Here is a 14,727-nt window from a genome sequence, read left to right as displayed (position 1 = left end):
GCTGATTACTTCGATGCGAGATCAATATCCGCTTGCATCGACAACCCTACACGCAATGGATGTTCTGCAAGTTCTTTCGGATCAAGACTGATACGCACAGGTAAACGCTGTACCACTTTAATCCAGTTTCCTGTGGCATTTTGTGCAGGAATCAAGGCAAATGCTGCACCCGTACCGCCTGAGAAACCTTGTACCACGCCGTGATAAACCACGTCATCACCATATAAATCAGAGCGTAAAGTCACTTTCTGCCCTGCTTTGACTTTCGCCAATTGGCTTTCTTTGTAATTGGCATCGACATACAGTGCAGAGACAGGCACCACCGACATCATTACGGTTCCAGGCGCAACCCGTTGTCCAATCTGAATATTACGGCGGGCGATGACACCATCAACAGGCGCACGAATCACCGTACGTTCTAAATCCAGTGCCGCTTGTTCCACATGCGCTTTTGCAACTAAAACATCAGGAGTAGATGCTTCATTCACCCCTTGAATCAAGGCTTCATTGGCCGCATAGGTACTTTCAGCCGCTTTACGGCTTGAGGTGGCTTGCGCCAAACCTGCTTGCGCCAAATCCAGACTGGCTTTTGCTGTTGAAACCGCACTTTGCGCCTTGCTTAATTCCTCTTTAGAAATTGCACCTGATGCAGCCAGTTCATTACGACGATTCAATTCCAATGCAGCACGATCATAATCGGCTTGTGCTTTGGTCACTTGTGCCTGTGCACTGGTGATTTCATCATTACGAACCACAACCTGAGAATTTAAAGAGCTGCTATTGGCTTGGCTTTGTTTATATTGGCGTTGCGCTTTAGCCAGTTCTGCCTGCGCCTGTGCCAATTGAATCTTGGCATCACGTTCATCAATACGTACCAATACATCGCCTTGTTTGACCTGTTGAGTCTCTTTGACCAAGACTTCAGCCACTTGCCCACTGACCATTGAGGTAATTTGTGCAGTTTCTGCACCGACATAAGCATTATCGGTACTGACCGAATGATTAAAGAATAACGCCCAAATGCCATACAGAATTGCAGCGAGAATGAGAATGAGTGCGAAAAATCCGAGGAATTTTTTACGTTTTGCTTTCATTGCATCATCTGATGCCGAATCTGAAGCAGCATCCTGTAGGTTGGCTTGAGCGTCAGTCATAAGTTATTCCTGAAAATTAAAGAGATTTTTAACTTTTGGTTTAATCAGCCGATCAGTTTAATTTTGAAAACTTAACTGAATGTTAAAAAAACCAAAAATGAAAATAAGAACAAAAACCATTTCACATTTTAACGATAAAAAATCATATGGCGAGATTAAAAAAAATAACTGATGCGTTCAATTCTTATAAATTGATATTTTAACGATGATAAGAAACTTAAAGTTTGGGTTCTAAGCGAGAGATTTTCGTAATCCTCTCTGATACAGCAATCCTTAACATACCTATAAAGCATGAAGATATATGTGGAATAGGCTTGTGTATTTGGCTGGATTTGTTCTAATGAACTTAGGTGGAATATTGATTTTTGCGCGGCAATTCATTCTTCCACGCGAGAAAAGCACGGTCATTTATGGATCAGAATGGCATTTTTCTTGCTGCTAAAACAACAAACACTTCGCTAGGTGAAAGGACGATGACATCACTCAGCCAAAACATGGATCTTATCCATCACTCGCATCAGGCCGACTTTGCTCAAGATCTGATGTCAATGATCTGTGGTGAACACCGCTTGGATACCCTATGTCGAGAAACACTCGATTTTCATTATGACGGGATTCGTTTACCGCATAAAAAAATGGCGATCGGAACCATTAGTTATGGCGCCAATGTCGCTATCAATATTGCCAACCTGAAAGCTTATAGCATCAGCCTGCCCTTTCATGGCAAACAAACGCTGAGTATCCGTGGCGCAAAATACCAATCCGATGCACAAACTGGTTTAATTGTCTCCAATCAGGACTTACAGGATTTGGTCATCAATCAGGACTGTCAAAAATTTCAGGTGGTGATTCCTGAAAACAGCCTGCAATTGGTATTGTCCGAACTCCTGAATCAACCGATTGAAGAAGCCATCGTCTTTAACCCTGAAATTTCCTTATCGATGACTGGCTTGATGCAGGCATGGTGGCACAATATTGAAAACTTTTTACAGTTAAAATCACACTATGCCGACTTTTCCGGCCTACCCATGTTTTCTGAGGACTATGAAAATTTTGTGATTAAAGCCCTGCTGCTGTCTCAGGAAAATAATTATTCTGCAGCCTTACATGAACGTTGCAACCGAGGCGAACCAGCCTATCTGCGCAAAGTAAAAAACTTTATCATTCAGCATGCTCAAGAAGCCCTCAATGCCGAAAGCTTACACACCTTGGCAGGTGTTTCTAAATCAAAACTCTATGAAGAATTTCAGCAGCATTATGGCCTGAGTCCGATGGCCTATCTACGTAAATATCGCCTACAGCAAATCTATAAAATATTGAGTAATACTGCCAAGCATCAAAAAATTTCAATCTCCAAACTGGCTTATGACTGGGGTTTTAATCACCTCAGCCGTTTTGCTCAGGAATATAAAGATGAATTTGGGGAAAAACCAAGTGAAACCCGAAATAAACATGAGTGAACACTCTTAAATAAAAAGCCCAGTCAACGTACTGGGCTTTTTTTATAATTAACTGGTGCTTAACACGGGTTTGACTTTATTGTTCTGACGCATAGCTTTTAAACTCAAGGCAATAAAAGCGATAAAGGTCGGCAAGGCCAGCAAATAGAAAATTCCGCCAAGACTAATCTCATAAGTAAAGATATACGAACCAAAGAACGCCCCAAAGATGGCACCGACGCGACCAATGCCATGCATCCAAGACACCCCAACCGCACGACATTGTGATGGATAAAACAATGCCGCCAAAGGTAATAGAGACGATTGCGCTCCTGTCAGCAATGCCCCAATCAGGAAAATACTGATGCCAAGCAATAGGATGCTGGAACTGACGAAGCCCGCAACGATAAATATGATAAATGCTGTCAGGTAGGCATATTTAATCACCTGAGTTGGATTCAGTTTATCCATATACCAGCCCATGATGATGGCACCAATCACCCCACCAAAAGGGAAAATCGCAGCAATTAAACTAAACTGTTGTGTGCTAAAGCCTGCGGTTTTTAAAATGGTTGGCATCCAACTGGTCAATAAGTAGAACACCAACAGGCTCATAAAACAGCACAGCCATAACATCACAGAACCCCACAGATATTTACCCAAAACTGTTTTAACAGGACTTTCACTGCGATCCACATCAAGGTGTGGCAACTCGATTTTAACGGTGTCGGTAAATGCATGACCTTGAATTTTTACCAGAATCTGTTGCGCTTTGGCTTGCTGCTCTCGTTTAATCAGATAAGGCACTGATTCTGGCAATTTCAGTAATAACACCACCACGAGGAACAAGGGAATAATACCACCCAAAATCACCACTTTAGCCCAACCGAGATTTTCCAGTAAATAGGCAGACAACAAACCACCACAGGAAATCCCTAACATAAACCCACATCCCGCCAAACCAGTCAGAAAAGCTTTACGTTTCGCAGGCATATATTCAGAAACAATGGTACTGATGTTTGGCATCGCCGCACCCAAGCCCACACCGGTAATAAAACGGTAAATCATCAAGTCCTGCGTGGAAGAAGCAAAACCACACAAGATGGTAAATACGGAAAATAATAAGGTCGTGAATACAATCACCCCTTTGCGCCCAAACCGATCTGCCAATGGCCCTGAAATAATTGCACCGATCGACATCCCCACCAGTGCTGCGCTGAGTACAGGTGCCAATTCAGGCTTGCTGATACCCCAATCATCCAATAAGGCGGGTGCGATAAAACCAATAATTCCTGTATCTAAACCATCGCAAAAAAACACCAAGAAACCCAGTGTAAATACCAGCCATTGCAGCGGCGATAAACTGTCACGATTGATTACTGTATTAACATCAACTGTCTTCATCTTTATTCCCTTAAAAGCAAATTCTGTTAAAACTTCTGTTGCTTGGATCAATTCAATATGTGTCGTCAATCTCTCCTTCAGAGTCGTCTGATTGCATACATCCAATATTTTTTAATGTTGAGGATGATGTTTTTGATGAATAAAAAAGGGATGGTCATCACGATGTTCCATCCCTTTCTCTATTAAGCATCGAGTGCAATACGTGCACTGTTGCTTTGTAAAAACTTCTCGCTATAGAGACGGTAATTAGTTAATGCTTGCTCATCCAGCCAGCTTTTGACCGCTTCGATCATCGGCGGTGGCCCGCATAAATACATATCAAAAGCCTGTTCCGCCAATTGATCCCGATTCAGATGCTGATGGATATAACCTGTTTTGCCTGTCCAAGTTTCCGAAGCTTGGGTGACGATGGGTTGATAGTTAAAATTCGGCATCCTTTCTGCATAGGCCAGTAAACGTGACTGTTCGCATAAGTCGGTTGCCTGATTGACCCCGTAAAACAATTGAATCGCAGGCGCATCGGCTTGCTCGGCAATATTGTCCAACATGCCTAAAAAAGCGGATAAACCTGTGCCGCCTGCAATAAAGACCAACGGTCGTTGCACTTCACGTAAATAGAAACTGCCCAAAGGTGCTTCCATCATAATGGTTTGCCCCACTTGGCAACGTTCGCGCAAATAATTGCTCATCACTCCCTCGGGCAATAACCGAATTAAAAATTGCAGTTGATTGTCTAGATTAGGGCGATTGGCAAAGGAATAAGAACGCCAATCCTCTGTTTCAGGAATCTGCAAACGCGCATATTGACCCGGCAGAAACTCAAGTTGCTTGGTATATGAACTGGCATCGACATGCAGAATGGCGGTGCTCTCTGAAACCAGTTCAAGCTTAGTCACTTTGCTGGCAATTTTTAAGGTTTCACCTGCATGGCACATCTCGGAGCTATGATCAAAATAGAAGGCGGCATTGGATTTGACCCGCGTTTGACAGGCCAGCATTTTACGCTCAGCCAAATCACGCTCACTCAAGGCATCTTCATCGACATATTCCTGTTCATAAATGCCTGTTTCACATTGTCCCTGACAGGTCCCGCACACACCTTCACGACAATCCAAGGGTAAACTGATGCCTTGACGAATGGCGGCATTCAACAGTAACTCATCCTCTTGGACTGAAATAAAAAAGGTTTTTCCATCGGCAAAATTAAGCGCAACTGAATGTCCCATCATGATGCTCCCTTAAACATGATAAAAATCTAAGACCGAATCAATTTTGTCATTCAGCAAAATCGTGTGTTGACGGCGGATACGGAATCCTTCTGCCGTAGGTCTTAACAGATAAGTGGCATGTCCATAGAAACAACCTTCCAGACCTTGACGATTATATAAAGTGCTCCATCCAACTTTGGCTTCAATTAAGCCATTCTGTAGGGCTTTAACCTGTACATTTTGAATGCTGTGTTGCGTGCGAGGTAATGGCGTGGCTGATGCGGCTTTGCCGGTACGGATACGAAACACGCGATCCTCAAGTCCTGAGCGATCAGCATAATAGATATAAGACAAGCCCTGATTCGGATCTTCGACATAACGATGATCATCAATCCATTGCGGAATGTGATATTCACTATCTTCATCATACAGTTCCAGATAGGCATCCCAATCATAGCAATCGCACAGTTCAGACTTCTGATATAAAAATTGTGAAACAGCAAAATGTAATTCAGCAGTCATGGCTTAGACCTCCTCTGTCACAGTATCTAACTGATAGGTAATATCCTGCATTTTTAAGGCCTTGCGATTTAAGCCCTCCAGCATTAGGCGCTGCCATTGACCATGTTGATTGACATATAAGCCTTCATGCGTCAGTTCACGGCCCGTGATCAGAGGTTGAATCCCGAGATCCTGTGCATTCTGCGTCAGCTCATAACACCATTTATGCTGTCCACGGGAAATATCACTCCAGCGCTCTAAACGTGCTTGGAAGCCTTTTTGCTGTTCACGGAATTCCACCAGATCATCAGGCGTACCTAAGCCAGAGACATTGAAAAAGTCTTCAAACTGGCGAATACGGTTACGACGCGACTCAGTCGACTCGCCTTTTACTGCCAGACATTGGCTAATCACTTCGGTTTTATTCCATGCCACCGGACGGACAATTCGCAGTTGGGAACTGATCTGATCCATGAAGAATAAGCTTGGATAGAGGTTTAAGTTTCTGAGACGATGCATGGCCCATTCAGCACGTTTACTGCCATATTTCTCCAGCAGATAAGGCATCACCGTGTCATAGCCAGGACGCACGGCTGGATTTGGCATGTCACTGAATAAGACACTGTGACCGTTTTTAAAACTGAACCAGCCATCATCGGTTTGGTTATCGCCTGCACCTAATTTGCTGTAATCCAAGGTATCCAGATCATCGCCTTTGGCCGCATTGACCTGTTGGCGATGCTGTACCGTTGAGACATAGTTATAGTGCACGGTACTGACGTGATAGCCATCCAGACCATTTTCATTTTGCAGCTTCCAGTTTCCTGCAAAGGTATAGGCAGACTTGCCTTGCAGGACTTCCAACTCACCTGTTGGCGACTGCTCCACCATTAAATCGAGGAATACTTTGGCATCCCCCAAAAAGTCTTCAAGGGTATCTGTGGCTTGTGTGTCCAGACTGACAAAAACAAAACCACGGTAGCTGGCAATGCGTCCCTGTTTGAGACCACGACTCGACTTGTCAAAATCTTCACAATATTCAGCAGGTGCTTTGACCTTGACCAGACGGCCATCAGACTTATAACACCACGCATGGAACGGACAGGTAAAGGTCGATTGATTGCCTTTGGCCACACGGGTTAAGGTTGCACCACGATGCTCACAGGCATTGACCATGGCATGCAGTTGACCTTGGCCATCGCGGCTAATGATCAACGGTTGACGTCCAATTTGAACAGTTAAAAAATCATGATTGTTGGGAATCTCACTTTCGTGACAGGCGTAGATCCAGACTTTTTCAAAGATCAATTCCATTTCCAAATCGAAAAGCTCAGCTTCTGTGAACATCTCGCGTGCGATACGGAATACACCCTCTTTCGGGCGAAAATCCAAACATCCTGTGATGAAATCTTGCCATTCTGCAATATTACGTGGAGCCATTTTTATCTCCTCCAATCCATAAAAACCTTTTCATGATTGAAGCTTGATTTATGGCTGGACTCTATCCACTTTTTCCAGATCTCTATCCAGTTTGGGAATTATTTTAGGATCACACGATTGCTAGATAATAAAGCCAATTGAGGTGGAAATATTCGCACCTCAACTAGACTCATCGAATGATGTTTTAGCAAGATAGGCTGTTAATTTTTAATTGCCCGTGTTGCCAAAAAGGTTGGCATAAATTGATCCACCAAAAAGCGTGGTTGTGGTTGATCATCTTCATAAAAGCTTTGAATAAAAAAACCTGCGGTCAGTTGCCCCTGAATTAAATCCGTGAGGCTATGTCCAAACACCACTGCCTCACCTGCTTGCAGTTTGGCATTGAGCGCACCTGCACCCAGATCTTGAAGATCGGAATAAGGCAATTTATAAATCGGGTGAATCAGCCCCTGTTTGGCATATTCAGGATTGCGATCTGCAATAAAAACCACTGGATTATAAAAACTGGCGATTAAAACCCCTTGCGGTTTGAGTACCCGATAGCATTCCCGCCATACCGCTTCAACATCGGCAACATACAGGTTTGAAATCGGTTGGATAATCAGATCAAATTCAGCATCCTGAAATGCCTGCAAATCACACATATCTCCCTGCACGGTCTTGAGCTGAAGCCCTTCCCGTTCAGCAACCATTCGGTCTTGCTGCAATTGTTGATCAGAAAGATCAAAGACCGTGACATTCGCACCCGCAGCAGCCAATACAGGTGCTTGTTGACCACCAGCAGAGGCTAAGCACAGGATGTTTTTTCCGACAATATCGCCAAGCCATGCTTTGGATAATGGCTTTGGTGTGATATGTAGCTCCCAATCACCATGACGAGCTGCACGAATCAGTTCATGACTGACAGGACGTGACCAAGCCTGCTGCTCTCTCGCCTGCTGATCCCAAGCTGCACGATTATGGCTGAGAAAATCGAAATGATGGATTGGCTTTGCCACAATGAAGCTCCCTTTTCTGACACTTAAATCGTTCAAGATAGAAATACGATATCAATGCGAAAAAAGGAAGCGGAGTTCAGGACAGAAACGACTGCCTAAAAGACAGCTGAGCTTGTGCCATCTAAATTAATAGGCATAAGACGCAATCGCGGTTGCAATCGCTTTACCTTCATCATTGACCATGGTCATACGCATGGTGCAACCTTTACGACCTAGGCGTAAGGTTTCAGCGCGGGCAATAAAATGTTTGCCACGCCCAGGTGCCAGATAATCCACCCGCATATCCACCGTGGCTAAACGCGATACTTTTTTTATGGTATCGGGTAAATCTTCTGGTGTGGCACGGCGATAAAGCTGCTCCATCGCAACCACCCCACCAATACTGTCCAGAATCGTGGCAGCAACGCCACCATGTAAAATCTGAAATGCAACATTCCCCACCAGTTCTGGCTGCATCTCAAAATACGCTTCAATCTGATCATCGACCACTCGCATGACCATGCCACTGTATTTAAAAAAAGGACAGGCATTGAATGCCTTGCACAGCTGTTTTAAAACCACTTGGTGGTCTGCCTTAGCACCTAGCTGAATATTCCCAGTCCAGTTTCTCTTTACATCATTCATACGCGGCCTACACTCAATGGAAAGAATAACTTTCCATTATTTTGCACAAATCTAAAAATATGGGGCTACAATAGCGGGGTTCTGTAATTGGGTAACAGCGCTAAGCTCTCCCTAGCGTGACTTAATACCTCAATTATTCCTATAGTGTAATACTGAACATCGAGATTGTTATGACTTATACGTTCAATCGTCCAGCTTTTCCTGCGACTCGCATGCGCCGTATCCGTAAAAATGACCAACTTCGTGCCATGGTCAGCGAAACTCATTTAACTGCGAATCATTTGATTTATCCAGTGTTTGTATTACCAGGACAACAACAAACTCAAGACATTCCAAGCATGCCAAATGTGCAGCGCTTATCGGCTGACTTATTACTAAAAAAAGCAGAAACCTTACTTGAACTCGGGGTTTCAAAACTTGCCCTATTCCCTGTCACACCACAACAAGATAAAAGCTTAACAGCGGAAGCCGCTTGGGATGACAATGGCTTAGTTCAGGCGACGTGCCGCCTACTTAAAAAAGAATTACCAGAGATGGTCTTGATTACCGATGGTGCGCTTGATCCTTATACCACGCATGGTCAGGACGGTATTATTGATGACACGGGTTATGTACTCAATGATGAAACCGTTGAATGCCTAGTGAAACAAGCACTTAGTCATGCTGCGGCTGGTGCAGATGTGATTGCGCCAAGTGACATGATGGATGGCCGTATCGGTGCGATCCGCCAAGCGCTTGAGCAAAATGATTTTATCTACACCAACATCATGGCCTATTCAGCAAAATATGCCTCAAGCTTCTACGGCCCTTTCCGTGATGCGGTGGGTTCTGCCAGCAACCTGAAAGGTGGCAATAAATACAATTACCAAATGGATATTGGCAACCGTGCCGAAGCCTTGCATGAAATTGCGCTGGATCTGCAAGAAGGTGCAGATATGGTAATTGTCAAACCGGGTATGCCTTATCTAGATGTGGTTCGTGAAGTCAAAGATACTTTTGGTGTTCCGACCTTTATCTATCAAGTCAGTGGTGAATACGCCATGCTTGCGGGTGCGATTCAAAACGGTTGGCTCTCTGACAGCGTGATTCTAGAATCGTTGATGTGCTGCCGTCGTGCAGGTGCAGATGGGATCTGGACCTATTTTGCGGAAGATGCAGCACGTAAATTAAAAGAGATGAAATAAAATCTCCCCTAACCCCTCTTTTATAAAGAGGGGAATTTTTAAACTGGTTTAACTTTATCATGCATATTGCCATCATTGGTGTGGGTATTAGTGGCTTAATGTCAGCATTGGAACTTGCTGAACAAGGCTGCTCTGTCGATATTTTTGACCAACAACTTGCAGGTCAAGCTGCCTCATGGGCGGGTGGAGGTATCCTCTCACCCATGTATCCTTGGCGTTATGCGCCCGAAGTCAATCAGCTGGCCCAATATGGCAAACAGCTCTACCAAACATGGAATGAAAAACTACTTCCCATTACTGGTATTGATTTTCAGATCCACGATACAGGCATGCTGATCTTTGATCAGGAAGATTTCGAGATCGGCTTAAATTATGCCTCTCGGTACCAAGAACCGATGCAGCAATGCGAACTGCTCAATCGCCCCAAACTAGAAAACATTAATCCCTATATTTCCCAGAAATTCCAACAAGCTATTTATTTCCCACAACTCTCAAATGTTCGCAATCCACGTTTATTACAATCGTTAATTTGCTACTTAAAACAGCACCCTGCCGTGCGCTTCTTTGAACAATGTCCTGTTAAAAAATTAATGATTCAGAATAAGAAAGTACTCGGAATTGAAACCGAAGATGGTCAGAAATTTAGCGCGGATCATGTCGTGATTACGTCTGGGGCATGGAGTCAGCAATGGGCCGAGCAAACCCAACGCAATATCCCCGTGCATCCCGTGCAAGGACAAATGCTGTTATTTAAAACCCCTGAAAACTGGCTTCCAACCATGTGCATGAATCGGGTGATGTATCTAATTCCACGTCAAGATGGTCATATCGTCTGTGGTTCAAGCATGGCAGATACGGGCTTTAGTACTGCGGTGGATGAACACACTCAACAGGATATTCTCAGTGCTTGTTTAGATATGGTGCCTGAATTAGCACAATTTCCGATTGTAAAACGCTGGGCAGGCCTACGTCCGAGTTCTCCACAAGGCATTCCCTATATCGGCGCAATGCCTGAACTGGAAAATCTTTGGGCCAATTTTGGACATTTCCGCAATGGCCTATGCATGGGCTCAGGTTCAGCACGTTTGCTACGTCAACTCATTTTAGGACAAGATACGCTGGTTGATCCGAATGCTTATTCACCTTCGCGTTTAAAGCGACAAGATTTAATTTCTTGCTAAAATTGCAGTTAAAGCCTCATTTAAATCTGGATATTGGAATTGGAAGCCCTGTTCCAGCAAGGCTTTGGGCACCACATATTGACCATTTAAAATAAGCTGTGCTTGCTCGCCAAGCATCGACGTAAATACGCACTTAGGCATTCGCATAAAAGGTTTGCGCTTTAAAATGTGAGCAGCCGTTTGAGCAAATTGTTGTTGATTGATTTGTTCAGGTGCGACAAGGTTATACACCTTTTGACTGTGATTGGATTGCAGCAAAAAAACCATGGCATTCAGTACATCTTGGATATGAATCCACACGATCGGTTGTCGTCCCGAACCAATTTTTGCAACCGCATTCAATCGAATCGGTAACAGCATTTGTGGCAAAATCCCGCCCTGTCCAAAAACTACACCCAAACGAATGATCTTGGTATTTTGTTGGCTAAATTTTAAAGCGGTTTGCTCCCACTTCTGGCAAAGCTCAGACATAAAAATCGCTTGCGGTGCTGTATTTTCATCACAAATAAGCTTCCATTGTTCTTGTGGATCAATACCGTAATAACCAATCGCAGAACCAGAAATAATACCTTTCGGAAAAATTTGCCGTTTTTCCAGCCATTGATACAGTTGTTCTGTCACCGCAACACGGCTGTGTATTAATTGTTGCTTACGCTGTTCAGTCCAGCGTTTTGCGCCAATATTTTCACCAGCCAGATTAATCACATAATCAATTTGTTGCGTTTCAATTTGATCAAGATCATTCACCCATCGTAGTGCTGAATGCTGAGAAACTCGATTTGGCTGTCTAGTCAGTGCAATAATTTGATATTGTCGTTCTAATAAAAAAGGCAACAAATGTGAGCCAATAAAGCCACTTGCACCTGTGATTAAAACTGTCTGTTTTTGCATCGCACTCTCATCCTGCATGATATTGATCAGCTCGATATCTCAGTCTTAGCAGAATGAAAGTGAATTACAAGTGAACTTTGTTCAACTAGTTGAACATTTTATTGGCCATTCTCTGTGCTTGCGGTCCATAAAACCAATAGGTAATTAAGAATAATGGTACAGCAATCACAAACCACATCGCCAATACCGTTAGCAAAAATTGGGGCTGTTTCAGATAGAGTAAAAAGTTCTGCCAAACTTCGGGATCTTTCCGTGCAAAAATAAACAGACCAAGAAGTAAGCCACATGCGTTATAGCCCCAAAAGATCAGACTAAAGCCGATGCTTAAACGTGTCCGTTCCTGTGCCATCGGTGCACGGCGTTGTTGCTTGAGAAATTTGAATAAAATAACAATGATCGCAATTAAATAAGGAACCGCAGTCAACACGCCACCAATACTATTTGGTAAAATAGCGGCCAGTACGCCTGCCAACAATGTTGCAGTAAAACAAATTATAAAAAACCAGATATAGTACAAACGCAATGAAATCATAAAGATAAACCTAATTAGACTGGCTTTAGAAAATAATTATAAATTTTTTTCACTTTTTTTTCATTTTTATGTCAACCAATCCTCAACCAGTAGCGTTATATAAGGTACAAGGTCGCAGCAACCGATTGTACATTGCACGGCATCCGCAATGTTTTCGGTGACCTTTCATTATGACTCTCCATCTTTAACAATGGTTGTGTTAGCAGCCAGAACCATTGAAAAAGATTTTGACCGACGATTTATCATCACTCGAATCGTCGGTTTTTATTTGCCTGAAATTTGTATTTTAATTAAACCGTATCGGCAACATACATTTTAATCAGTCCACCCTCATCTTCTGTCACCATGGTTAAGAATGTCCAGCCACACCTTTCGTAAAAATCATCTAGATCTGTCACCAGATAAAGCTTTTCAAATCCTAAACTTCTCATTTCTGCTCGGGCAAAATCCAATAGTTGTTTGGCGATATTTTGCTTTCGGTAAGTTTCCTCAACAAACAAAGCACATAGGTTTGGACTGATATCTTTGCGCTCATGGAAATCATTGTCGATCACTCCAGTGCCAGCAATGATGTGCTGATGTTCATTCAAAATCACATACCATTGCGGAACTCCCTCTGGCTGTTCAATCGAGGTTTGTATGCTGTCTCGATAGGCCTCAATAGGAATCCCCCATTTATCTGAAAACCAGATTGCAGCCTGTTCTTGCAATTCAGGATGATTCGCTAATTTAATAATTTTCATCAATACAGAATTAACCTCTTATATCTTACTCAAATGTATTCAACGCGTTTTTATGATTAAACCGCAAAATGCGCAGCTGCTTACATAAATGTCTCGTCTTTCAATTCCATATCTCTTTAGAATAATTCTACGACTATAAAAATTAGGGACAGATTGAATGAACAGCATTATTTATTTTGAAATTCAGTCATCAGATCCACAACGTGACATTCACTTTTATCAATCCGTATTTGGCTGGCAATTTGAAAAAGTAGAAGGCCTACCGATTGAATATTATCGTATCGCAACCACAGGAATTCATGGCGGTTTATTACAACGTCCTGTAGCAACACCAGCAACAGGATGTGGAACCAATGCCTTTACCTGTAGTATAGAGGTGGCAAATTTCGATGAAACTGCAGCTAAAATCCTAAGTTTAGGTGGGATTATCGCCATGGATAAATTTGCGATCCCGAACCGCTGCTGGCAAGGCTATTTCATCGACCTCGATCATAATACCTTTGGGATTTGTGAAATAGATGAGCGGGCGCAATAACTTGCTAAACTCAAGTTAAAGTAAAATGATTACCGCCCCTTAAACTGCGGTGGCCGTTTTTCTAACATGGCACGAACGCCTTCTTGAGCATCCTCAGATACAAACAGCGGCATCAAATAATTGTTCATTTTTTCAAATGCAACTGTTTGACCTTCCACGACTGCATCGGTTGCAGATGCTAATAAAGCTTGCACTGCCAACGGTGCGGCACTACAAATCTCTTTGGCAATTTCCAAGGCACGTTCAAGTTGTTGCCCTGATTCCACCACTTCAGACAGGAGATTGAGCTCATACGCCGTTTTGCTATTAAAGGTCTTCCCCGTTAATAAATAAGGCATGGCTTTTTGCCAACCCGCAGCTTGTACAAAGCGCACCGTTGCACCGCCAAAAGGCATAATCCCACGTTGCACTTCGAGCTGACCAAAGACCGTATTTTCGCTGGCAATCACCACATCAGCATTCAGCATGAGTTCCACGCCAGCGGTATAACAAATCCCTTGGACAGCCACCACCACAGGTTTTGTTCGATGCCGCCCGCCCGTTCCCCACGGATTAATCTGATCAGCCTCAAAATTAAAAATACCTTGTGAAATTTTGGACTGTAATTCCACCAGATCTAAGCCCGCAGTAAAGTGATCACCATGCGCAAAAATCACGGCGCAGCGTAGTTCAGGCTGGTTTTCATATTCAGTCAAGGCTTGAGATAGATCATGAATCATATGGCTATCAAAAGCATTGCGTTTTTCCACACGATCCAGACCGATCAGCATAATCTGATCAAAAATTTCACGGCTTACTTGACCTAAGCTCATTTTATCTTCCTCATTGTTAAAATAATGGCATTGAGATCAAACTAGAGCATCGTTGAAAAATGATCAAGGCAGATCTTGTAG

The 14,727-nt window shown here is 43.2% G+C and carries 15 protein-coding genes; 4 read left to right on the top strand and 11 right to left on the bottom strand.

Annotated elements, in window-relative coordinates; genetic code table 11:
• Positions 1–5: 5 nt before the first annotated feature.
• A complete protein-coding gene (locus MN869_RS06620) occupies positions 6–1,154 on the bottom strand; it encodes an HlyD family efflux transporter periplasmic adaptor subunit (protein ID WP_033134329.1) in 1,149 nt (382 codons plus the stop codon).
• A gap of 473 nt (positions 1,155–1,627) precedes the next feature.
• Between MN869_RS06620 and MN869_RS06615 the strand changes: the two genes are divergently transcribed.
• Positions 1,628–2,614, top strand: coding sequence for an AraC family transcriptional regulator (locus MN869_RS06615; protein WP_033134355.1), 987 nt, complete (start codon positions 1,628–1,630; stop codon positions 2,612–2,614).
• 48 nt (positions 2,615–2,662) lie between these two features.
• On the opposite strand, the gene MN869_RS06610 is transcribed toward MN869_RS06615, so the two are convergent.
• From MN869_RS06610 to MN869_RS06585, 6 genes are all read right to left on the bottom strand, one after another.
• Positions 2,663–3,997: an MFS transporter gene (locus MN869_RS06610; protein ID WP_033134356.1), complete on the bottom strand. Its 1,335-nt coding sequence runs from the start codon at positions 3,995–3,997 to the stop codon at positions 2,663–2,665.
• A gap of 182 nt (positions 3,998–4,179) precedes the next feature.
• Positions 4,180–5,229 (bottom strand): anthranilate 1,2-dioxygenase electron transfer component AntC, encoded by a 1,050-nt coding sequence (gene antC, locus MN869_RS06605; protein ID WP_164467935.1) that lies wholly within the window; start codon positions 5,227–5,229, stop codon positions 4,180–4,182.
• A 6-nt stretch (positions 5,230–5,235) separates the two neighbouring features.
• Positions 5,236–5,727: an anthranilate 1,2-dioxygenase small subunit gene (antB, locus tag MN869_RS06600; protein WP_005190880.1), complete on the bottom strand. Its 492-nt coding sequence runs from the start codon at positions 5,725–5,727 to the stop codon at positions 5,236–5,238.
• A 3-nt stretch (positions 5,728–5,730) separates the two neighbouring features.
• Entirely contained in the window at positions 5,731–7,146 is a 1,416-nt protein-coding gene (gene antA, locus MN869_RS06595) for an anthranilate 1,2-dioxygenase large subunit (protein WP_033134331.1), read from the bottom strand.
• A 200-nt stretch (positions 7,147–7,346) separates the two neighbouring features.
• Positions 7,347–8,144 carry a class I SAM-dependent methyltransferase gene (locus tag MN869_RS06590; protein ID WP_033134332.1) on the bottom strand — a complete coding sequence of 266 codons (798 nt, stop codon included), beginning with the start codon at positions 8,142–8,144 and terminating at the stop codon, positions 7,347–7,349.
• A gap of 126 nt (positions 8,145–8,270) precedes the next feature.
• On the bottom strand, positions 8,271–8,768 hold the full coding sequence (locus MN869_RS06585) for a thioesterase family protein (RefSeq protein WP_004805214.1): 498 nt from the start codon (positions 8,766–8,768) through the stop codon (positions 8,271–8,273).
• A gap of 170 nt (positions 8,769–8,938) precedes the next feature.
• On the opposite strand from MN869_RS06585, the gene hemB reads away from it, so the two are divergent.
• Both hemB and thiO read left to right on the top strand, forming a co-directional pair.
• Positions 8,939–9,952 (top strand): porphobilinogen synthase, encoded by a 1,014-nt coding sequence (hemB, locus tag MN869_RS06580; RefSeq protein ID WP_033134333.1) that lies wholly within the window; start codon positions 8,939–8,941, stop codon positions 9,950–9,952.
• Between the two features lie 59 nt (positions 9,953–10,011).
• Positions 10,012–11,133 carry a glycine oxidase ThiO gene (gene thiO / locus MN869_RS06575; protein ID WP_033134334.1) on the top strand — a complete coding sequence of 374 codons (1,122 nt, stop codon included), beginning with the start codon at positions 10,012–10,014 and terminating at the stop codon, positions 11,131–11,133.
• Here the strand turns inward: thiO and MN869_RS06570 are convergent.
• The 3 genes from MN869_RS06570 to MN869_RS06560 all read right to left on the bottom strand — a co-directional run bounded on the left by MN869_RS06570 (position 11,119) and on the right by MN869_RS06560 (position 13,299).
• A complete protein-coding gene (locus MN869_RS06570; RefSeq protein WP_033134335.1) occupies positions 11,119–12,024 on the bottom strand; it encodes a TIGR01777 family oxidoreductase in 906 nt (301 codons plus the stop codon). The genes thiO and MN869_RS06570 overlap by 15 nt on opposite strands.
• A gap of 85 nt (positions 12,025–12,109) precedes the next feature.
• Positions 12,110–12,556 (bottom strand): ABZJ_00895 family protein, encoded by a 447-nt coding sequence (locus tag MN869_RS06565; RefSeq protein ID WP_033134336.1) that lies wholly within the window; start codon positions 12,554–12,556, stop codon positions 12,110–12,112.
• Positions 12,557–12,846: 290 nt separating this feature from the next.
• Positions 12,847–13,299: a GNAT family N-acetyltransferase gene (locus tag MN869_RS06560; protein WP_033134337.1), complete on the bottom strand. Its 453-nt coding sequence runs from the start codon at positions 13,297–13,299 to the stop codon at positions 12,847–12,849.
• A 157-nt stretch (positions 13,300–13,456) separates the two neighbouring features.
• Here MN869_RS06560 and MN869_RS06555 point away from each other — a divergent pair, with 157 nt between their 5' ends.
• Positions 13,457–13,834, top strand: coding sequence for a VOC family protein (locus MN869_RS06555; RefSeq protein WP_033134338.1), 378 nt, complete (start codon positions 13,457–13,459; stop codon positions 13,832–13,834).
• A 29-nt stretch (positions 13,835–13,863) separates the two neighbouring features.
• Here MN869_RS06555 and MN869_RS06550 read toward each other — a convergent pair whose 3' ends face one another.
• Positions 13,864–14,646: a crotonase/enoyl-CoA hydratase family protein gene (locus MN869_RS06550; RefSeq protein ID WP_033134339.1), complete on the bottom strand. Its 783-nt coding sequence runs from the start codon at positions 14,644–14,646 to the stop codon at positions 13,864–13,866.
• Between the last annotated feature and the right edge of the window lie 81 nt (positions 14,647–14,727).

This window comes from Acinetobacter sp. NIPH1876, assembly GCF_022808535.1.
Classification (GTDB): domain Bacteria; phylum Pseudomonadota; class Gammaproteobacteria; order Pseudomonadales; family Moraxellaceae; genus Acinetobacter; species Acinetobacter higginsii.
This window is presented reverse-complemented; position numbering and strand designations above follow the sequence as displayed.